General features: G+C 68.6%; 19 protein-coding genes and 1 pseudogene. 13 read left to right on the forward strand and 7 right to left on the reverse strand.

The features are described 5' to 3' along the window. Positions 1–60 precede the first annotated feature (60 nt). Both CYU89_RS04035 and CYU89_RS04040 read right to left on the reverse strand, forming a co-directional pair. Positions 61–1107, reverse strand: a complete 1047-nt coding sequence (locus CYU89_RS04035; protein WP_296278933.1) for a FecR domain-containing protein — start codon at positions 1105–1107, stop codon at positions 61–63. Further along, a complete protein-coding gene (locus tag CYU89_RS04040; protein ID WP_296278934.1) occupies positions 1085–1678 on the reverse strand; it encodes a sigma-70 family RNA polymerase sigma factor in 594 nt (197 codons plus the stop codon). The genes CYU89_RS04035 and CYU89_RS04040 overlap by 23 nt, the downstream gene beginning before the upstream one ends. A gap of 313 nt (positions 1679–1991) precedes the next feature. Between CYU89_RS04040 and CYU89_RS04045 the strand changes: the two are divergent. The 10 genes and pseudogenes from CYU89_RS04045 to CYU89_RS04090 form a co-directional block, all read left to right on the forward strand. Beyond that, positions 1992–2558 (forward strand): annotated as a pseudogene (locus CYU89_RS04045) (cyanophycinase); the annotation flags it as partial. 198 nt (positions 2559–2756) lie between these two features. Beyond that, positions 2757–3737 (forward strand): isoaspartyl peptidase/L-asparaginase, encoded by a 981-nt coding sequence (locus CYU89_RS04050; protein WP_296278998.1) that lies wholly within the window; start codon positions 2757–2759, stop codon positions 3735–3737. Positions 3738–3785: 48 nt separating this feature from the next. Beyond that, positions 3786–4529 carry an energy transducer TonB gene (locus CYU89_RS04055; RefSeq protein WP_296278935.1) on the forward strand — a complete coding sequence of 248 codons (744 nt, stop codon included), beginning with the start codon at positions 3786–3788 and terminating at the stop codon, positions 4527–4529. 262 nt (positions 4530–4791) lie between these two features. After that, complete coding sequence (locus tag CYU89_RS04060; RefSeq protein WP_296278936.1) at positions 4792–6522, forward strand: hypothetical protein; 1731 nt, start codon at positions 4792–4794, stop codon at positions 6520–6522. Positions 6523–6592: 70 nt separating this feature from the next. Further along, entirely contained in the window at positions 6593–8692 is a 2100-nt protein-coding gene (locus CYU89_RS04065) for a gluconolaconase (protein WP_296278937.1), read from the forward strand. A gap of 113 nt (positions 8693–8805) precedes the next feature. Then, the gene (locus CYU89_RS04070; RefSeq protein ID WP_296278938.1) at positions 8806–9231 is read left to right on the forward strand and encodes a YciI family protein; all 426 of its coding nucleotides are present in this window, start codon (positions 8806–8808) and stop codon (positions 9229–9231) included. 10 nt (positions 9232–9241) lie between these two features. Then, positions 9242–9649, forward strand: a complete 408-nt coding sequence (locus CYU89_RS04075) for a VOC family protein (RefSeq protein WP_296278939.1) — start codon at positions 9242–9244, stop codon at positions 9647–9649. Positions 9650–9859: 210 nt separating this feature from the next. Beyond that, entirely contained in the window at positions 9860–10390 is a 531-nt protein-coding gene (locus CYU89_RS04080; protein WP_296278940.1) for a hypothetical protein, read from the forward strand. A 21-nt stretch (positions 10391–10411) separates the two neighbouring features. After that, a complete protein-coding gene (locus tag CYU89_RS04085) occupies positions 10412–11746 on the forward strand; it encodes a DUF2235 domain-containing protein (RefSeq protein ID WP_296278941.1) in 1335 nt (444 codons plus the stop codon). A gap of 92 nt (positions 11747–11838) precedes the next feature. Beyond that, positions 11839–13752 carry a S9 family peptidase gene (locus CYU89_RS04090; RefSeq protein ID WP_296278942.1) on the forward strand — a complete coding sequence of 638 codons (1914 nt, stop codon included), beginning with the start codon at positions 11839–11841 and terminating at the stop codon, positions 13750–13752. 7 nt (positions 13753–13759) lie between these two features. Here CYU89_RS04090 and CYU89_RS04095 read toward each other — a convergent pair whose 3' ends face one another. The 4 genes from CYU89_RS04095 to CYU89_RS04110 form a co-directional block, all read right to left on the reverse strand. After that, positions 13760–14134, reverse strand: a complete 375-nt coding sequence (locus CYU89_RS04095; protein WP_296278943.1) for a YciI family protein — start codon at positions 14132–14134, stop codon at positions 13760–13762. An 81-nt stretch (positions 14135–14215) separates the two neighbouring features. Beyond that, on the reverse strand, positions 14216–14464 hold the full coding sequence (locus CYU89_RS04100; RefSeq protein WP_296278944.1) for a DUF3297 family protein: 249 nt from the start codon (positions 14462–14464) through the stop codon (positions 14216–14218). A 51-nt stretch (positions 14465–14515) separates the two neighbouring features. After that, positions 14516–15229: a DUF6445 family protein gene (locus CYU89_RS04105; protein ID WP_296278945.1), complete on the reverse strand. Its 714-nt coding sequence runs from the start codon at positions 15227–15229 to the stop codon at positions 14516–14518. 127 nt (positions 15230–15356) lie between these two features. Then, positions 15357–15860: a fasciclin domain-containing protein gene (locus CYU89_RS04110; protein ID WP_296279000.1), complete on the reverse strand. Its 504-nt coding sequence runs from the start codon at positions 15858–15860 to the stop codon at positions 15357–15359. A gap of 262 nt (positions 15861–16122) precedes the next feature. Between CYU89_RS04110 and CYU89_RS04115 the strand changes: the two genes are divergently transcribed. The 3 genes from CYU89_RS04115 to CYU89_RS04125 all read left to right on the forward strand — a co-directional run bounded on the left by CYU89_RS04115 (position 16123) and on the right by CYU89_RS04125 (position 19674). Further along, positions 16123–16677 carry a hypothetical protein gene (locus CYU89_RS04115; protein WP_296278946.1) on the forward strand — a complete coding sequence of 185 codons (555 nt, stop codon included), beginning with the start codon at positions 16123–16125 and terminating at the stop codon, positions 16675–16677. A 65-nt stretch (positions 16678–16742) separates the two neighbouring features. Further along, on the forward strand, positions 16743–19220 hold the full coding sequence (locus tag CYU89_RS04120; protein ID WP_296278947.1) for a mechanosensitive ion channel domain-containing protein: 2478 nt from the start codon (positions 16743–16745) through the stop codon (positions 19218–19220). Then, on the forward strand, positions 19207–19674 hold the full coding sequence (locus CYU89_RS04125; RefSeq protein ID WP_296278948.1) for an AAC(3)-I family aminoglycoside N-acetyltransferase: 468 nt from the start codon (positions 19207–19209) through the stop codon (positions 19672–19674). The genes CYU89_RS04120 and CYU89_RS04125 overlap by 14 nt, the downstream gene beginning before the upstream one ends. Positions 19675–19717: 43 nt before the next feature. Here CYU89_RS04125 and motB read toward each other — a convergent pair whose 3' ends face one another. After that, the gene (gene motB / locus CYU89_RS04130; protein WP_296278949.1) at positions 19718–20707 is read right to left on the reverse strand and encodes a flagellar motor protein MotB; all 990 of its coding nucleotides are present in this window, start codon (positions 20705–20707) and stop codon (positions 19718–19720) included. Positions 20708–20711 lie beyond the last annotated feature (4 nt).

Raw genomic sequence — 20711 nt, forward strand, 5'->3', positions numbered from 1 at the left:
GCTATCAGGACGAACGAACCGCGCAAATCCCCCCATGACCTTCGTCGTGGCGCGGGCGACCTACCGCGTGTGCAGCACGATGCGGTCCGCATGCCGCTCCGCGCGTACCGGGAACCCCTGTTCCAGCAGGTGCGCGAACCCTTCGGCGTTGGACCAGCGGAAATTGCCGCCCACGCGCAGGTCGGCGACGGTGGCGTCGCCCAGCTCCAGCTTGCGCGTGTTGAACCGGTTGAATTCGGCGGCAGCCTCCGCCAGCGAGGTGTCGTCGAAGGTCAGGAAGCCGTCGCGCCATTCCAGATAGCGTTCGGCGTCGGCCAGCGGCAGCGACCGCACCAGCACGCCATTGCGGCCGGCCGTCGCCACGCTGCCGGCGGGCAGCAGCGACACCGGCTGCGCGCGGCCGTCGGGGCCGGCGCGGCTTTCCAGGCGTACCTTGCCCTCGGTGACCACCACGCGGATCTCGTCCGGATCGCGGCGCACGGAGAAGCGGGTGCCGACGGCGGCGACGCGGCGCCCGTCCGTGTCCACCACGAACGGACGCCGGGTGTCGTGGGCCACGTCGAAGAACGCTTCGCCGCGCGCCAGCGCCAGGTGGCGCTCGCCCCGGCTGATGCGCACGTCCAGCCGGCTGTCGCTGCTCAGCGTCGCCGTGGAGCCGTCCGGGAGCGTGACCGTCCGGATCTCGCCTACGGTACTGGCGTAGGTGGCCTGTTCGCGGCCGGTCAGTTGCCAGCTGCCCCAGGCGAGCGAGCCCAGCGCCAGCACGGCCAGCGTCGCCGCCAGTCCCTGCTGCCAGCCACGTCGCCGGGGGGTGCGGCGCGCGCGCGGCGCGAAGGTGACCTCGCTCAGGTCGGGTCGTGCATCCGGACGCGCGGGCGTCGACATCCTGCGCGGCGGTGTCACGCCCGCCGGCAGGCCGGCGGCGAGCGCCTGCAGGCGGCCGGTTTCCGCCCAGGCCGCCTGCAGCCGCAGGTAGGCGACCTTGTGGCGCGCCGATGCGGCCAGCCAGGCCTCCAGCGACTGTTGCTCGCCCGCCGTCCAGCCCTCCGCGTCGCGGCGCGCCAGCCAGTCGGCGGCCTGCTCTTCAATCTGTCTGCTGTCGGCCATGTCCGTCGTCCTCGTCCGTGACGGGCCGGGCGCGTCGCCCCTCCAGCGCGGGCACGGCGTCGCCGCCGTACAGGTGGTCGGCGATCAGGCGCATCCCCTTGGCCAAATGCTTTTCCACGGTCTTCTCGCTGATGCCCAGTTGGCGGGCGACATCCTTCTGCGGCAGTTCCTCCACGCGCCGCAGCCACACCACTTCGCGGCAACGGTCGGGGAGCCGGTCCAGGGCCTCGACCACGCGCTTGAGCGCCTGGCGGGTCCCGGTCCACCGCTCGGGCGACACCTCGTCGATCAGGTAGACGTTCGAGGACTCGAAATCACCCACTGGCTCGATCGACACCACCCGGCTGCGACGCAGGCGGTCGGTCATCAGGTGCCGTGCGGTCGCGAACAGGAAGGCCTTCGGCGCGTCCGGACGCACGCGGCCCGCCGCTTCGTAGACGCGCGCGTAGACCTCCTGGCGAAGGTCGTGCCACTCGTCGCGGTGCGGCCAGCTGCGTTGCAGGAACAGCGCCAGCGCGCGCTCGTGGACGAGCACTTCGCGAACGAACCAGTCGTCGAATTCGGTGGGCATGGCCGCACTCTAGCCCAAGCACGAACGCTTCCGCATGGGGGAACGGTGCCCTCGGTTCGTCTCCCTACGTCATCGGCGCGTGGCATCCTGCCGCGACCTTCGACTCAGGGAGTACGGCATGGTGTCTGTCTTCGGCATGTTGCGGCGCGGCGCGGTCTGCGTGGTTGCGCTCGCCTTGTCACTGCCGGCGTTCGCCGCCACACCCGCGCATTACGTGCTGGGCGACACCGCGGCGAAAACGCCGGGACAGGTACAGCCCGGGCTGCTGCTGATGGGCGGGGGCGACCGCAACTTCGATGCGATGCGCTGGTTCATGAAGAAGGCCGGCAACGGTCACATCGTCGTGCTGCGCGCCTCGCAGGCGGGCGAGATCGGCGAGGAGTTCTTCAACGAGGTCGGCGGCATCGCCTCGGTGGAAACCTGGGTCTTCAGCGACCGCGAAAGCGCGAGCGATCCGGCCGTACTGCGCAGCCTGAAGCGCGCCGACGGCATCTTCCTGGCCGGCGGCGACCAGTCGCGCTACGTGCGCTACTGGCGCGGCACGCCGGTAGGCGAGGCGCTGGATGCGCACGTGCGCGCCGGCAAGCCGCTGGGCGGCACCAGTGCCGGCCTGGCGATGCAGGGCGAATACCTGTACGGCGCGATGGACGGCGGCAGCCAGATCAGTCCGCGTGCGCTGGCCGATCCGCTCGGCCCGGACAACACGATCGAGACGGGCTTCCTGCAACTGGCGCTGCTGAAGGGCGTGCTCACCGACACGCACTTCAGCGAACGCAACCGGCTGGGCCGGCTGATCGCGTTCGTCGCCAAGGCCGAGTCGATGGCGGGTCGCCCGCTCCTGGGGCTGGGCGTGGATGAAGATGCCGCGGTCGCCGTGGAAGGCGACGGGACGGCGCGCGTGTACGCAACGGCGCCCGGTGCGGGCGCGACGGTGGTGAAGGGCGGGTTCGCACAGAAGCAGGTCGAAGACGAACCGATGAACCTCGAGCGTGTCGACACCGTCATCGCCGGCGTCGATTCCGTGCTGCACCTGCCGAGTGGGCGCGTCGACAAGCCTGCCGCCGAGCGCCGTTACGCGGTGCGCAACGGCGTGCTGGCGGCGCTGGATTCGCCGCTGCTGGTGATCCACGGCGGTGCGGGCGTCGAGCGCGCCGGCATGACGCCAGCGGACGAGGATGCCGCACGCAAGGCGCTGGAAGCTGCGCTGCGCGCCGGCCACGCGCAGCTGAAGGCCGGCAAGCCCGCGCTCGATGCCGTGACCGCGGCGATCACCGTGCTGGAGGATGCGCCGCAGTTCAACGCGGGCCGCGGCGCGGTGTTCACGCACGACGGAAAGAACGAACTGGATTCCTCGATCATGGACGGCGCCACCGGCAAGGCCGGCGCGGTCGCGGGCGTGCATCGCGTGAAGAATCCGATCACCCTGGCACGCGCGGTGATGGAGAAATCCCGGCACGTGATGATGGTCGGCGGCGGCGCCGAAGCGTTCGCGAAGGAGCAGGGCGTCACCCTGGTCGATCCGTCGTACTTCCGTACCGAGAAGCGCTGGCAGCAGCTGCAGGATGCGCTGAAGGAAGAGAAGCAGGCGCAGGCGAGCAACACGCCGCTGGAGCTGCCTGGCAAGGCCTACTTCGGCACGGTCGGTGCGCTGGCGCTCGATGCGAAGGGACAGCTGGCGGCGGGTACGTCGACCGGCGGCATGACCAACAAGCGCTACGGCCGCGTGGGCGACTCGCCGATCATCGGCGCCGGTACCTGGGCCGATGACCGTTGTGCGTTCTCCGGTACCGGTTGGGGCGAGTACTACATCCGCGCATCCGCCGCGCACGAGGTCTGCGCGCGCGTACGCCTGGCGGGCTACGGCATCGCACGCGCCGCCGAGGGCGTGATCAACCGCGACATTCCGAAAGCCGGCGGCGACGGCGGCGCCATCGCGCTGGGCGCCGACGGCAGCATGGCGTTCCCCTTCAATACCGAAGGCATGTACCGCGGCTGGATCGGGGCGGACGGCGTGCCGCACGTGGCGATCTACAAGGAAGACGCGCTGCCCGCGCGTTGAGCCGCGATGGAGCTATGCTCCTTCCCTCGACGGGGAAGGGGCAGGGATATGAAAGGCAGTGTCGCAGTGGGGTTGCTGGCCGTGTCGTTCACGCTGACGGCCGGCGAGAAGGCAGCGGAGCCGGTCAGGTTCTACGCCAATGCGCGCGTCGTCCTGGACGAACAGGGCGTGCCGCAGCAGGTGCAGGCGAACGAGAAGCTGCCGGCCGTGGTGCGTGGCGTCATCGAGGAGCGCGTGCTGCGATGGCGTTTCGAGCCGGCGCAGGTGGGCGGTGTCGCCAAGGCCGGCGTGACCCATGTCTTCATGGATGCCTGTGCCGTGCCGCTGCCCGATGGCGGCATGCGCATGGCGCTGGACTACCGTTCCAATGGCCCGGCTCTCGCGCAGGGCGCTCTTTTTGCAGCACCGCCGCGCTATCCGGTGGATGCGGCACGCATGGCACGCGAAGGTAGGTTTCGCGTGGTGATCAATGTCGGCCAGGACGGTACCGCGACGGTTGGCAGCATCGATCCGTTGGAGGGCTCGCTGAAGCCGTTCGAGAAAACGTTGCGCGACTGGGTGGCCGCGATGCGGTACGTGCCCGAGCAGGTCGATGGGGTACCGATCGCCACCCAGCTGGCGATCCCGGTGGATTTCGCCATGGGCGGCGGCATGGGCATGCGGCGCGCGGAGCGGGCGGAAAAGGAACAGGCTGCGCAGTCGCCCGAGTGCAGGGCCGCCTCCGCCGGCGGCACGGACCCGCAGCGTCCGGTGGTCCTGGATTCCCCGTTCAAACCCCGGGAGACCGGCTGATCCGGCCGGACGGGCTGCAACGGCGGGATGTCGCCGTGGCCACCGGCCTGTCCGGGGAGGGCCCGCCATTCCGGAACAGTGTGACGTGGATCGCAAATGTGAATTCCGTAAGCTAAGATACGGATCACATTTGCAGTCCGCCCCTCCTTGCCTGGACGGCGTCTTGGGTCGGCGTGCCAGCAGGGGCAGGCGGGAAAGTCGGTGAGTCGGACGAACCCGGGGAACGCCTCTTCCACAGAAGCGTCAGGGGATCCGTCCATCGATGTCGTACCGCGCCAGTGATGTGCTGCGCCCGCAGGGCGCGCGTTCCGTCCGTCCGTCTTCCCGTTCTTGTTCCGATGCCGCGACGTCGCGCCGCGGGCTGCGCCGTGCCCTCCAGGCCGGACTGCTGCTGGCCATGCTGCTCGCGGCCGGCTCGGCGCTGGCGTTGATCACCGGGGTGTGGACGCTCAACGGCGCGACCTCGGCGACCACCACCCTCGACGGCATCACCGTGACCTGGACCGGCACGTCCGACCAGGCCTATGCCAACGGGACGTTCAACACCACCAATGCGAGCCGCTGGAGCGATCCCTACGGCGAGACGGTCGCCGGTGGCCGCTCGCTGACGCTGCTGCACGAAACGGCCAGCCGCACCTACACGATCACCTTCAGCAAGCCGGTGGACAACCCGGTGCTGCATGTCGATCGCCTCGGCGGCGCACTGGGCAACGATCCGAACAGTTCGCGCTGGACGCTCAGCAATTCGGTGGCCCAGGGCGGTGCGGTGTCGCTGACGCGGCTCAGCGGCAATACGCAGTTCCAGGTATCCGGCAGCACGTTCGTGCGTTCGACCGGCACGGCCTTCTCCGGCACCGCGAATGCCGAGTGTCTTTCGGGCAACGCGGCCACCGTCGCCAGCGGTACCGCCTGCGGTTCAGTGCGCTTCAACGGCACCGGCATCACCAGCCTGACCTTCACCACCACCCAGGTCGGCCCGGCGGGCGGCGACGAAGTGGAACTGCGCTGGAGCTTCCAGGGCAGCAACGTCATCGTGCGAAAGCAATCGGTCGGCGGTACCGGCACCTTCGGCATCACCGCCAGCAACGCACTGGCGCAGGCGTTCAACCTGGTGACGACCGCGCAGAACACGCCCGTGTCGTCCACGACGTACCCGGTGACGAACCACGCCGGCGCGATCACGCTGACCGAGACCACGGTCCCGACGGGCTACGCGCTGACGGGCGCCACCTGTACGGACCAGAACAACGCCGCCGTCACCGCGACCGTCAACACGGCCGCGCGCCAGGTCACGATCGCCGCGGGCGACTACCGCGCCAACCAGACCCTCACCTGCACGCTGACCAACAGTGCGACCGCGACGCTCGCGTTGGCCAAGACGTGGATCGACGCCGCGATCAACGACACCGCGACGCTGTCCGCGACCGGCGGCGCCAATGCCGCATCGCTGGCCTCCACCGCGAACAGCGCTGCCGAGACCGACACCGGCTCCGCCGTGCAGGTCGTGCCGGGCAACGTCATCACGCTGGCCGAAACCCTGGCGGCCGGCAACGCACGCACGTATACCGCCAGTGCCTGGACCTGCTCGGGTGGCAACCTCAGCGGCAACACGTTGACGCTGACCGCCGCGCACGCGGGCCAGGCCATCGTCTGCACGATCACCAACCGGGCGCGCGTGACGGATGTGTCGGTGGTGAAGTCGAGCGCGTCCGCCACCGCCACCAGCGGACAGGTGACCAACTTCACCGTGGTCGTGTCGAACGCGGGTCCCACCGCGGCCGATGGCGCGGTGGTCAGCGATACGCCGGGCGCAGGCCTGAGCTGTCCGGTATCCGGCAGCCCGATCAGCTGCGTCGCCAGCGGTGGCGCGGCGTGTCCGGGGGCGGCGGCGTTGCTGACGCTGGTCAGTGGCGGCGTGGCCGTGCCGACTTTGCCATCGGGCGGCACCGTGACCTTCACCGTGCCCTGCCAGGTCACGGCCAGCGGACTCTGATTCCCGGCGAGCTTCCCAAGCGAGGGGCGAATCTCCATGATGCGGCTCCGTTCTTCGCCCCACTGATGCAATGAGCCGTACCGCCTGGCTGTGGGTGGTGGTGCTGTCGACCGCCATCGCGCTGGCCGCGACCTTCCTGGTCACGCCGCGTTTTCCCGTTCCCGTCCCCGAGGCCGGCCCGCCGGTCACGCCGTTCGGCTGGACCGGCCAGTTGTCGCTGGCGGCCGGTGACGGCGTGCGTGGCGCGAGCGACGGGCTGGGCGCGAACGCGCGCTTCGACGACCCCTGGGGCATCGTCGTGATGGAAGACGGCACGCGCTACGTCGCCGATGCCGGCGATAACAACCGCATCCGCCGCATCGCGCGCGATGGCAGCGTGGCGACGCTGGCCGGGGGGCGCGAGGGGTTCATCGACGGCGCCGGCACCGTGGCAGCCTTCCATACGCCGTCGGCGCTGGCGCGCGATGCGCAGGGCAATCTCTACGTGGCCGATACCGGCAACCACGCCATCCGCAAGGTCACGCCGCAGGGCGTGGTGACGACGGTGGCCGGCACGGGCGAGCCGGGCTTCCGCGACGGCGCGGCGATGCAGGCGCAATTCAACGGACCCATCGGGGTCGCGGTGGATGGCAGCGGTCGCGTCTATGTCGCCGACACCTACAACGACCGCATCCGCCTGATCTCCCGGGACGGCGTGGTCACCACGCTCGCCGGCGGCGATGCGCCCGGTTTCGTGGATGGCACCGGCGGCGAAGCGCGCTTCGACACGCCGACCGGCATCGCCGTGGATGCCACCGGCGTTGCGTGGGTCGCGGACCTGCGCAACGACGCCATCCGCAGGATCGGGCCGCAGGGCGGGGTCAGCACCTTGCCGCTGCAGCCGGACCTGCCGACGCAGGCAGGCCCGCGCAGGCCGTTGTCGCTGGCGCTCACGCACGATGGCCATCTGTATGTCGGCGAACTGTTCACCGGTCGGGTGATGCAGGTGATGCGCGATGGACGTTGGCACGTGTTGGCCGGCCATCTGCCGGGGCAGCGGCTGTCACGCACGGCGGGGCTGGCGGTGGATGCGCGTGGCGATGTGCACATCACCGATGCGGGTGCCCATCGGGTGCATCGCATCGCGCCGCTGGCGGCCGGCGTCGCGCCTGCCCCCGCGACCGTCGGTCCGTCGGCGGAGGATCCACTGCCCGTCACCGCAGGTCGCTGGCCCCTGCAGCCGCAGGACCAGTGGCATGAGGTGGTCGGCACGCTCGGCGAAGTCCGGGGCGACTACAGCGGGGAAAGTCGCCACCACCTGCACGGCGGTCTCGACATCCGCGGCGACGTCGGCGCCACCGTGCTCGCCATCGCCGACGGCAAGGTCAGCAGTCCATCCGCCGCCTGGAACTTCGATGGCCTGAGCGAAGGACTCGGTCTTGGCCCGCTCGACTACATCCACATGCGCGTCGGCCGCACGCCGCGCGGAGAGCTGCTGGATCCGGCGCGCTTCCAGCTGCTCCACGACCTCAGTGGCGAGCCCAGCCGCATCCGCGTGCGGCGCGGCACGCGCTTCGCCGCGGGCGACCCGCTGGGCACGGTCAACCGCATGGCGCACGTGCACCTGTCGATCGGCCCTTCGGGCTACGAGCGCAACGCGATCGCGCTCGGCTTCACCGGGTTCACCGACACCTATCCGCCGCGCATCGACGACGTTGCGCTGTTCGACACGCTGGACCAGCCGATCGACCAGCGCGAGGACGGACGCGTGCTGGTGCCGCGGGACCTGCAGGGCGTGCGCATCGTCGTGGATGCCTGGGACCAGGTGGACCGCAACCTGCCGCGCCGTCGCCTCGGCGTGCATGCCTTGGGCTACCAACTGCTGCACGACGACGGCAGGCCCGTCGCGGGGTTCGAAGCGCCGCGCATGACGCTCGATTTCCTCCGGTTGCCGTCCGACGATGCGGTGCAGGTGGCGTACGCACCGGGAAGCGGCATCACCGTGCATGGCAGTGCGGTCACCCGGTTCCGGTACAGCGTCACCAATACCGTCCGCGACGGCCATTGGGCCGAAGGCGCATGGCGGGCCGGCGAACTCCCGCCCGGCGACTACACGCTCAGGATCACCGCCCGCGACTACAGCGGCAACGAGGCACAGGGTCGCCGCGACCTGAAGTTGCGGCTCCCGTAGCGGGAAACCGCGCCCGCGAATGTTCCGGAGCGTCGTGTCGATCCGCGCCCTCGCGGTTCGTCGTTCTCCTGAAAGCGGCCGGAGTGTCCGGTCCGCACGATCGGGAGGGTGCAATGCGCGTCATGGTCATCGTGAAGGCCAGTGCCGATTCGGAAGCCGGCCGGATGCCGGATACCGAATTGCTCACGGAGATGGGCAGGTTCAACGAGGCGCTGGTCAAGGCCGGCATCATGCTGGCCGGCGAGGGATTGCATCCCAGCTCGCGGGGTGTGCGCGTGCGCTTCGACGGCAGGCAGCGCACGGTCGTCGACGGACCCTTCGGCGAAACGAAGGAACTGGTCGCCGGCTTCTGGCTTTGGCAGGTCCGCAGCCTCGACGAAGCCATCGAGTGGATCAAGCGCGCGCCGTTCGATGGCGGCGCGGAGATCGAACTGCGGCCGGTTTTCGACGCCGACGATTTCGGCGATGCGCTGACGCCGGAGCTGCGCGAGCAGGAAGCACGGCTCGCCGCGCAGATCTCGCCAGACCATCAACCGTGAGTGGACCTTCATGAGCACCCAGATCTTCGTCAACCTGCCGGTCCGCGACCTGGATAAGTCCAAGGCCTTCTTCGCCGCGCTAGGTCATGCGACCAATCCGCAATTCACCGACGAGAACGCGGCCTGCGTCGTCATCAGCGACACCATCTACGTCATGCTGCTGGTGGAGCCGTTCTTCCAGGGCTTCACGCGCAAGGCGATCTGCGACGCGCGCACGCATACGGAAGTGATCCTCTGCCTGTCCGCCGACAGCCGTGCGGCCGTCGACGCCATGGTCGGCAAGGCCCTCGCCGCCGGCGGCACCGAACCGATGGAAGCCAAGGATTACGGCTTCATGTACCAACGCAGCTTCCAGGATCCCGATGGCCACCTGTGGGAGATCGTGCACATGGACGAAGGCGCCATGCCGGCGGATTGATGTACATGAATGTAGGCGGCCAGACGCCCGGAACCGGCTGCGAAAGCTTGCATGCGTCGTGCATCTGTCGTAAATGATGAAGCGACGCATGAGGCGAGAGGTGCATGAATGCAGGGCAGGAAGCCGACACTCCCCGGACGTTCTTCGCGCCACGCGCGATCGCTGGCGCTGATATCGGCGATGATCGTCTCAACCGCAGGATGCCAGGGCATGGCCATGACGCAGGAATCAGGTCTTGAGGGAAGGAAGGCCGGCGACACGGCTGCGTCGGCATGGCCGTTGAAGTTTTTCCAGCACAACTTCGGCGCGCACTGCTTCGATACCATCGGGTGCAAGATCGTGTACAGCGGTTTCGTCCACGGCGTCGACCGTGACGACGAGGTGAGCCCTCCCATCTCTTCGTATCGTGCGAGTCACGAGAAGCTCCTCAGCGCTGGGCACATCGCCCGGCGCAACTTTCCGGCACCAGCGAAAGTGCAATGGCGCTCCAAGGACGGCGTGCCGCATGAGGCCGAGGTCGATATCGGCGAGATCTTCAAGGACCGCATCGTGTTGCACAACGTGCCGCGCGAGGAGATCCATGGAGACCTGGGTGATCCGGACATCATCCTCGAAGTGAACGATCGCACCATCAATGTCTACATGCGCGCTTTCGTGCCGACGAAGACACTGCAGGTGCCGGGCAACAAGTACAGCGGCTTCCGCGACGATCTTGTCCTGGCCTGGACGAGAACCTACTGACGCATCTCCAGGGAGTGGAGCATGGGCGGCGAACGGCATCCCGATGGTGTAAGCACGGTACCGGCGACGGCATCGGATCTGGCGACATTCCCGGACGCCAGCAGGCAACTCGCGAGCTTCTCGGCGCCGTTGCTCCGCGACGCCGATGCGCCGGATCACCGGCTGTTCGTCGCTGCCTTCGACGGCACCGGCAACAGCATGCACAAGGATGCGCCGGAGAACCACACCAACGTGGCGCGCATCGCGAAACAGCTCGAGCAGTCGAAGGACCCGACGGTCGGCTTTGGGTACGTCGAAGGTCCGGGTACGCAGGGTGGACTGGGCGGTGTCATCGACCAGGCCACCGGCGGTACCTACGAACCCCGCATGGAGGAAATGTATTTCCAGTTCATCCAGCAGGCCTCGGCGTGGTTGCGCGACAATCCCGACGCCGACATCCGCATTGCCGCCATCGGATTCAGCCGTGGTGCCGAGCAGGCGGCGGGCTTCACGCGCCTGGTAGAGGAGCGGGGTATCCAGGATCCGAGAGGCATGGACGTCGTGCGCGACCGCAACGGCCGCATCGAAAGGCTGGAGCCGACCCGCCCCAATCTGCGCGAACCCGGCACCGTCATCCAGGCCGTCGGCCTGTTCGATCCGGTCGGTACGGGCGAGCCGCGCGACCACGACCGCCGCCTGCCGCCCTCTGTGGTGTCGGGCTTCCAGATCACCGCCGACGACGAGCGGCGCAACCTGTTCCAGTCCACGCGCGTGATGGACCCGGGCGTGACCGACGGGGGGCGCTTCCTCAATGTCACCGTCGCGGGCGCGCACAGCGACATCGGCGGCGGGTACACCCAGGACGGCATCGGCGTCCGCAGCGGCAACCTGATGATCGACTACCTCAATGCGCTGAGCGACAGGCCCTACCTGGCCAAGCGCGAGGAACCGATGGATCCCGCGCGCAACGTCATCCATCGGTCCGAGGAGCACCAGTTCTTCTATCGCACCTCGATCTACGACAGGGCCGGCGTTCGCGGGATGCAGGAAGAACTCGCGCCGGCGTCGCTGTGCAGGATCGACTGCCTGGACGCGCAACCGCGCAACGAGGCGATGGCCTCGACGCTGGCGTGGCGGCCGGTCGCCATCGGCGCGGTACCCGCGGAACCCGTCCGTGACGGCCGCATGGTCGAGCAACTGCTCGACGCCGCACGACGGGGCGATGGCGGAGCGATCGAACGCCTAGCGCGCGAGCAGTTGCACGGAGAGACGGGACAGGCGTGGTTGCGGTCTGGGCAGCAGCGCTTGCACGAGTTGCCGCCCACCCTGACTGCGCCGGCAGAACCACAGCGCGAGCCTGCCGCGCTAGCGCGCTGAGACATGCTTGTCGCTTCCTGTCGCCCTGCGGTCTAATCCGTCCGGGGAAAACGATGCCACGGGAGGCATCCATGGGGTGGAGAGCAAGGAGTGTGGGTATCCTGCTGGGATGCCTGTTTGCGCCATGGGCGCACGCGCAGGTGGACCTGGAGCCGTTCCTTAAGCAGGACGTGCTGGAAACCCTGAAGATCTCGCCCACCGGCGAGTACTACGCGCTGACGGTGCCGCTGGAGGACCAGACCATCCTCGCGGTGCAGCGGCGCAGCGACCGTCAGATCACTGCCAAGATCAGCGCCGGCGCGGACAGCGTGATCGACGACGTCTGGTGGGTGAGCGACGAGCGCGTCGTCGTGTCGGTGGCGAAGAAGTACGGTTCGCGCGACCAGCCCTACGCCACCGGCGAGCTGTATGCGACGAACGTGGACGGCTCCGTGCGTCGGCAGATCTTTGCGCGCTATGGCCTGGACGGAAACGAGGTCCAGCCGCGCGCGGCCGAGCTGGTCGATCCGATGCCGAATGATCCGCGCAAGGTGCTGATCAGCATGTACGCGCTCGACACGTCCATGCCGAACACGCGGTTGATGAGCCTGGATGCCTACAACGGCAGCCTGGACACGCTCGCCACCGCCCCGGTGCGTCGTGCCGACTTCGTCGTCGATGCGACGGGCGAGGTCCGCTTCGCGCTCGGGGCCGGCGAAGACAACGCCAGCAAGCTTTATCACCGCCCCAGTGGCGGTACCCCGTGGGCGCTGGTCAACGACGAGAACGCGACGCGGCGTGTCGAGGTGCCGCTGGGTTTCGCGCCCGATGGCCGCACGGCCTACCTGCAGGTCGAGCAGCGCGAAGGGCCGGACGCGATCGTGGCCCTGGATACGGAGACAGGCGAGCGCACGCAGGTGCTGCGCGATGCAGTGGTGGATCCCTACCGGATCATCCGCGCACCGGGCGGGCGCACGCCCGTGGGCAGCTTCTTCATGCACGACCGGCTCCGCACGGTGTTCTTCGACGAAAAATCGGAGACTGCGCGCCTGTATCGCAAGCTGGAGCGATCGTTTCCGGGACATTCGATCCTGATCACCTCCGGCACGCGCGACGGCAAGCTGAAGATCGTCCATATCTGGAACGACACCAGTCCCGGCGATTTCTATCTGTTCGACACGCAGACCAATGCTGCCGATCTGATCTTCAGCAGGCGCAAATGGTTGGATCCAGCGACGTTGTCGCCCAGCGAATCAGTGGCGTTGAAAGCGCGGGACAGTCTTCCGCTGCATGGTTACCTGACGCGTCCGCGCGGTAGCCAGGGGCCGCTGCCGCTGGTGGTGATGCCGCATGGGGGGCCGATCGGCATCTTCGACCGCTGGGAGATCGACGACGAGGCGCAGATGCTGGCGCGCGCCGGGTACGCGGTGCTACGCCTCAATTTCCGCGGCTCGGGCAATTACGGGCGCGCGCACATGCAGGCCGGTGCGCGCGAGTGGGGCGGCGCGATGCAGGACGACCTGACCGACGCAACGCGCTGGGCGATCGAGCAGAAGATCGCGGACCCGCAGCGGATCTGCCTGTATGGGGCGAGCTATGGCGGCTATGCGGCCCTGATGGGCGTGGCCAAGGAGCCGGCGATGTACCGCTGCGCGGCCGGCTATGTCGGCGTGTACGACCTGGAGCTGATGCACCGGCAGAAATCGCGCAATGCCAAATGGGTCGGCAACTACATGAACGACTGGGTGGGTGACGATCGCACCGCGCTGGCCGACATTTCGCCCACTTCGCTGGCAGCGAAGATCAGGGTACCGGTGTTCCTGGCGGCGGGCGGGAAGGACGAGATCGCACCGCAGGCGCACACAGAGCGCATGGAGAAGGCGCTGAAGGCCGTGGGCGTGCCGGTGGAGACGCTGTACGTGCGCACCGAAGGCCACGGCTTCTATGCCGAAGCCAACCGACGCACCTACTACACCAGGTTGCTGGACTTCCTGTCGCGCCACCTGGGCGGCGCGAAAGCGAAGTAGCCGGGGATCAGGCGCCGACGCGCCTGCGTACCGCCTCGAAATCGCGCACCGGCCGCACCTCGATGCTGCCGGTGCCGATCCACGGGAATTCCTGCGCGATGCGTACCGCCTCGTCCAGGCTGTCGGCCTCGATCAGGTTGTAGCCGCCGAGGATCTCCTTCGTTTCGGCGAAGGGGCCGTCGACGACGTGCGTCTTGCCGTTGCGCACGCGCACGGTACGCGCGGTGCTGCCATGCTCGAGCTGCTGGGAGTCGATCAACGTACCCTCGGCCTTCAGTTCGTCGGCGTGGGTGATGCAGCCGTGCATCATGCGGTCGAACGCGCCCTCGGGCAGCGCATCCAGCAGCTGGTCATCCGTGTAGATCATCAACAGGAACTTCATGCGCCCTCCCGGCGTGCCGTGCAGGCCGGGATTGTGCCACGCGGGCATGACAGGGCCGTTCAGGCGCGGGCAGCGCCCGGATCACTCGCCCGCAGGCGATCGATACCACGCTTCCACGGTGCCCTTGACCTTCATCGTCATCGGGTTGCCGCGGCGGTCCTTCGACTTGCCGACCGGCACGCGGACCCAGCCTTCGCTGATGCAGTACTCCTCCACGTTGTCGCGCTCCACGCCGTTGAAGCGGATGCCGACGCCGCGGTCCATCGCCTCGGCGTTGTAGAAGGGGCTGCGCGGGTCGGAAGCCAGGTGGTCGGGAGGCGTGTCGGACATGGAAGGCGTCGCGTGGTCGTCGGGGGCGCAAGGATAACCGAAGCGCCCGCCTCACCAGGCCACGCGGTTGCGGCTGCAGACAAGCGTGGCCTGCAGCGTCAGCCGCCCGCGGCGCGGAGCGGTGTCCAGCCGGACGCCATGCGGCACCGCAGGGGCGCGGAATACGTCGGCATCGTGCATCACCAGGCGGTTCCAGCGTGCCGGTACCGTGACCGCGTGCGCGAAGCAGGCGATCGTGGACGCGTGCGGATAGCCCGCTGCCACGCCATGGCGTCGGGAGAACGCGTCCGGCGACAGGGCATCGGCGTCGTGTTCGATCTCCGCCACCTGCTGCGGCGACACGAGGGGCAGGAAGAAATGCGTCCCGCCCAGCGTGGCGTCCCGGAACAGGAACAGTTCTGCGGCGACGAGGCGCTGGTCGGGTTCGGGCGAACGCTCGCGACGCGGCAGCCAGTGCGACGGCGGCAATGCGTCGCCTGCCAGGGTCAACAGCGAAAGGCGGCTGGTGCTGCGCAGGATGCGTCGCACGCCGAGCGTGTGGCGGGCATGGTCGCGCATTACGTCATGAAGCAAGGCGGTGAAGTCGTCCGGCATGCGCAGCCGGAGACCCGGAAACACGTCGGGCGAAGCGGGGTGGAAGTCTTCCCGGTAGGCGTCCGCAAAGGCGGGCAGGCGTTCCGGCGACAGCAGGGCGTCGTCGAGGACGACGCAGATGCGACCCTGCCCCAGCGGAACCTGCGTCACCGAGGGACGTGGGTTGAACATGGCACGGCCTCCCGCGGGCGCCGGCATGCGGGCCGGCGGCGCCACGATAGACCTTCGCGGTGGTGGAGACAAAAGAACGCCGGGGCGGCCCACCACGACCGCCCCGGCGTGTGCTGCCGTCGAGGAATTACGGCATCAGCACCTTGTCGACCACGTGGATCACGCCGTTGCTGGCCTTCAGGTCGGCGGTGGTGACCTTGACGGTGTTGCCCTTGGCATCGGTCAGGGTGACGCCGCCATCGACTACCTGCGCCTTCAGTTCACCGCCCTGCACGGTCTTCAACGTGGCGGTACCACCGCTGGCCTGGATCTGCTGCGTCAGCGTGGCGGCGTCCACCATGCCGGGCACCACGTGGTAGGTCAGCACGGCGGTCAGGTCGGCCTTGCTCTCCGGCTTCAGCAGCGTGTCGACGGTGCCGGCGGGCAGCGCTTCGAAGGCGGCGTTGGTGGGTGCGAACACCGTGAACGGGCCTGCGCCCTTCAGCGTATCGACCAGGCCCGCGGCCTGCACCGCACTGACCAGCGTGGTGTGGTCCGGCGAACCGATGGCGGTATCCACCACGTCCTTCTGCTCGACGGCCGGTGCGGCGGCATCGGCGGGTGCCGGATCGCTGGCTTCGGCCACCGGCATCGGGGCGGCGCCGGCGTCGGCTTCGGCTTCGGCGGTCTTCGGCGAGCACGCAGCAGCGGTGAAGGCGGCGAGCAGGGCGACGGAAAGGACGGTACGGTTCATGGGTATCTCCTGGGTGGATGAGGGTGTGGTTGTTGCGCTTGCGGACTCATGTACGCCACGGCCTCACGCGCGGATGCATCACGTGGCCTTAATATTCAGCCAACCTTGACATCGCCCGCGCCGCGCAGCGCGACGTCATGCACCCACACGAAGACGCCCCATGACCCAGCCCGACCACGAATTCGATCCCGACGACAACTTCCGCCATGCCTTCGACGACGAAGACGACATGGATCTGGACGACACCGAGGCACTGGTCTGGAACCTGCTGGTGCTGATCAATCCCGGCGATGAAGAAACCGCACTGCGGCAGTTCGCGGCCTATCGCGACGCGAGCAGCGAAGACGGCGTCGAGCCGGACCAGGTGCTGTGGACGCTGAAGGACGCCATCGACTGGACGTCGGGCTTCTACGTGGACTGGAAGGACACAGAGTCCTTCATCGACTGCGTCAACCAGCTGGCCGCGCGCTATGCCGTCGAGATCGACTGGGGGGGCGATACCAGCGACGAGGATTTCCTCGACGGGACCGACGTTCCCGCCTTGATGTCCACGGCCTACGACCGCCTGCGCGAGCATGGCTACACGCTGTGGAACTGGAACACGGGGGGCGACGCCTACGCCGGATGGATCGCGCTGCGTCGCGACGACGACGGCATGCAGCAGCTGGCCGCGGTGATGGGCGTGGAGATCCGGCCGGGCAGCGACGCATTCTGACCGCGACCGCGCGACGGCGCGCACGCTAGACTCGCATCGTCGCCTCCGTTCCGGGATCGTCCGTCATGCGCGTGCTGCTCGCCTGCCTTGCCTGCCTGGTGCTGTCGGTGGCGAATGCCGCGAAGGCGCAGGACGTCACCACGCTGCTGTCGCCTTCCAAGCCGAAGGCGCCCGAAGCGATCGCGCTGGCCGACATCCCCGGTCGCGCCGATGCCGACGAGCGCTACGCGGAGGAAGTGTCGCTGCGCGCGGCGCGCGCCGATCCGCTCGGCCGACTTGTGCCGCGGCTGACGACCATCGAGAAGTCGGTGGCGGAGAAGAACGGCCTGTTCGCCTACGGGGAACTGCGCACGCTGCCCGTGCTGCGGCTGGAAAGCATGGAGCGCCACTGGAAGTTCGATGCGCGCCAGTACGCGCGCTGGCGCGGTGACATGCAGGCATCGGTGGCACCGTATGCGCAGGATGCGGCGGAACTGGCGCTGCGCCGCGCCGACTGGGAACTCACCCGGCAGGGCATGGCCGCGGACGGCACGCCGGATGCGCTGCGCTCGCGCGTGGAAGGCGTGTCCGCGCGGCTGCAGGCGGCCGAGCAGGCGCTGTCCACGCCGCTGGCGGGGCAGATCCGGCTGGGGCAACGCGCCAACCTGCTCGCCGCACGCATCCAGGCCGGCCAGCAGGCGGTGGACGATGCCATCGCCTACGCCGACCGGCGCCTGTTCCGCCTGGATGCGTCGCCCTTGTGGCAGGTGCAGGACCGCACGGTCCTGCGGCAGGACGTGGCCGACAGCCTGAAGCGTGAGGTCCAGCAGGAGAACAGCTTCGTCGCCCAGTACACCGCGGCGGATGTCGGCAACCAGCGGTTGCTGCATCTGCTGCAGTTGATGTTGCTGCCGGCGCTGCTGTGGATCGCGTGGCGGCATCGGCGCCGCCGCCTGGATCCGACAGCGGCGCTGGCGACGGATGCGGAGTCGCGCGTGGTGGGACGTCCGTTCTCCACCTGGTTGCTGCTGTCCATGATCGGCGTGCTGGTGTTCGAACCGAACGCGCCGCTGTTCCTGCACCAGCTGGCGATGCTGGTCGCGCTGGTGCCGGTGTTGCGGCTGATGCCGCAGCAAGGCCGTCGCCTGCTGGGACCGTGGCCCTACCTGGCGACCGCGTTCTACCTGCTGCAGCATTTGGCTGTCTTGCTGATGGCCAGCGATTACCTGTACCGGCTGTACTATCTGGTGCTCTCCCTGCTGGCGCTCGCGGCCACCGGCTGGCTGCTGTGGCGTTCGCGCGGCGAGCGCTACGCCGGCGTGGCCGGTCGTGCCGGACAGCTGGTCCACGGCCTGGCCTGGGGCGGCGTCGCGATCCTGTCGACGGCGATCGTCGCGAACGTCGTGGGCAACGTGTCGCTGGCGGAAATGCTGACGGCCGGCATCATCGAGAGCGGCTACTTCGCGCTGGTCCTGTATGCGGCGGTGACGGTGCTGGAAGCCTTGTTGCGCCGGCTGGGCGCGCGCCCCGAAGTGCGTCGGCTGTGGTTGATGCGCCGGCATGGCGGCCGCCTGCTCGACACGCTCGCGCGGTGGGCGCGCGTCGCGGCGGTGATCGGCTGGATCGTCTACACGATGATCCGCTTCCGCATCTTCCGGCCGGTGTACGACGTCGCCAGGGCCATCGTCACGCACCGCTTCGAGTACGGCGAACTCTCGCTCAGCCTGGGCCACGTGCTGGTGTTCTGCATCGGCGTGGTGCTGGCGGTCTGGGTGGCGCGCACGCTGCGCGCGCTGCTGCGCGAAGAAGTCCTGCCGCGCATGTCGCTGCCGCGCGGCGTGGACAACAGCATCGCCTCGCTCAGCTACTACGTGCTGCTGTTGCTGGGATTGCTGGCCGCGCTGTCCGCCGCGGGCTTCAAGATCGGGCAACTGGCCTTCATGTTCGGCGCACTCGGGGTGGGGATCGGCCTGGGCCTGCAGGACGTGGTGAAGAACTTCGTCTCCGGCCTGATCCTGATGTTCGAGCGTCCGGTGAAACCCGGCGATGCGGTCGACATCAGCGGTACCGCCGGCCGCGTGCGCGCCATCGGCATGCGCGCCACCACCGTGCGCACGTTCGAAGGCGCCGACGTCATCGTGCCGAACGGCATGCTGCTGTCCGACAAGGTGACCAACTGGACGCTGATGGACCAGAACCGCCGCGTCGACGTCGACGTGGGGGTGGCCTACGGCAGCGACGTGACGCGGGTGATGCAGCTGCTGCAGGAGACCACGCGCGCGACGCCCGGCATCGCCGACGACCCCGTGCCTGCCGTGCTGTTCACCGGCTTCGGCGCCAGTTCGCTGGACTTCGCCATCCGTGCATGGAGTCGCCGCTACGACGACTGGTCCACGATCCGCAGCGACCTGATGATGCGGCTGCACGCCGCACTCGGCGCAGCGGGCATCGAGATCCCCTTCCCGCAGCAGGACCTGCATGTGCGCACCGTGCCGGACGACTTGGTGCGCTCGCTGGCGCGGCCTGCTTCGCTGCCGCAGGGAGACACCGATGGCGGCGCCTGAGCCGGAGGTCGCGATCCGCGCGCTGGGCCCCTCCGACTTGGGGCTGATGCGGGGCATGCTGCGGATGTTCGGCCGTGAGTTCGACGACATGCCGACCTACACCGCTGCCCCGCCGGATGACGCTTACCTGGGCCGCCTTCTCGCGCGCGACACGTTCATCGCGGTGGCGGCGGTGCAGGGCGATGCGGTGGTCGGCGGGCTGGCCGCCTACGTGTTGCCCAAGTTCGAGCAGGCACGCAGCGAGGTCTACCTCTATGACCTTGCCGTGGCGGACGCATACCGCCGCCGCGGCATCGCGACCGCGCTGATCGCCGAGTTGCGAAGGATCGCCGCCGCGCAGGGTGCATGGGTGGTGTTCGTGCAGGCGGACTACGGCGACGACCCGGCGGTGGCGCTGTATACCAGGCTGGGCACGCGCGAGGACGTGATGCACTTCGACATCGCGGTGGACTGAGTCGGGTCGGGCATCGGCGTGGCGACGCCGCCGTGCAGGCGCCTCAGCGAATGGCGGAATCCTGCGCCGCCGCAGGCGTCAACGCGGCGGTCGCCTGCGCGGGAGCGCCCGGCATGGCGGTGTCGGCATCGGGCTTGGGCGCGCCCGGGGCGAGCAGCTTGCCTTCGCCCTGCAGCGCTTCTTCCGCCGCTTTCGTCATAACCACGATGCTGATGCGGCGGTTGATCGGATTCTGCGGATGTTCCTTGTCGAACAGGACCGACGACGACAGGCCGACCACGCGCGATACCTTGTCCTCGTGCATGCCGCCCACCACCAGCGCGCGGCGCGCGGCGTTGGCGCGCTCGGCGCTGAGTTCCCAGTTGGTGTAGCCGCGGTTCGACGAGTACTGGGTGACGTCGGTATGCCCGGTGATGCTGATGTGGTTCGGCACCTGGTTGATGAAGCCGGCCAGCTCGCCCAGGATCGCCTGCGTATAGGGTTTCAGCACCGTGCCGCCCAGGTCGAACATCGGCCGGTTCTGCTGGTCGACGATCTGGATGCGCAGGCCTTCCGGGGTGAGGTCGAGCAGCAGCTGGTCCTTGAACGGCTCCAGCGCCTGGCTCTTGCCGATGGCTTCCTCCAGCGCCTGCATCAGCGTCTCCAGGCGCTGCTTCTCCTGCGCTTTCTGCTGTTCTTCGGACACCTGGTCCGCATCGCCCGGCGGCTTGTCGAACGGGTTGTCGCTTTCGCCCTTCGGCAGGTCCATCGTGCCGCCCAACTTGATCATGGACGTACTCGCGCCGCCGGGACCGGCAGGACCCGGGGCAGGCGAGAAGCTCTTGCCGCTCAGCGGGCTGGGATTGCGGAAATATTCCGAGATCGCCGCGCGTTCCTTGTTGGTGGTGGCGCCCATCAGCCACATCACCAGGAAGAACGCCATCATCGCGGTCACGAAGTCCGCGTAGGCGACCTTCCACGAGCCGCCATGATGGCCGCCGCCGGCGACCTTCTTGACCCGGCGGACGATGATGGTGGGACGTTGCTCGCTCATCGCC

The sequence above is a fragment of the Pseudoxanthomonas sp. genome (assembly GCF_002863005.1).
Lineage (GTDB): Bacteria > Pseudomonadota > Gammaproteobacteria > Xanthomonadales > Xanthomonadaceae > Pseudoxanthomonas_A.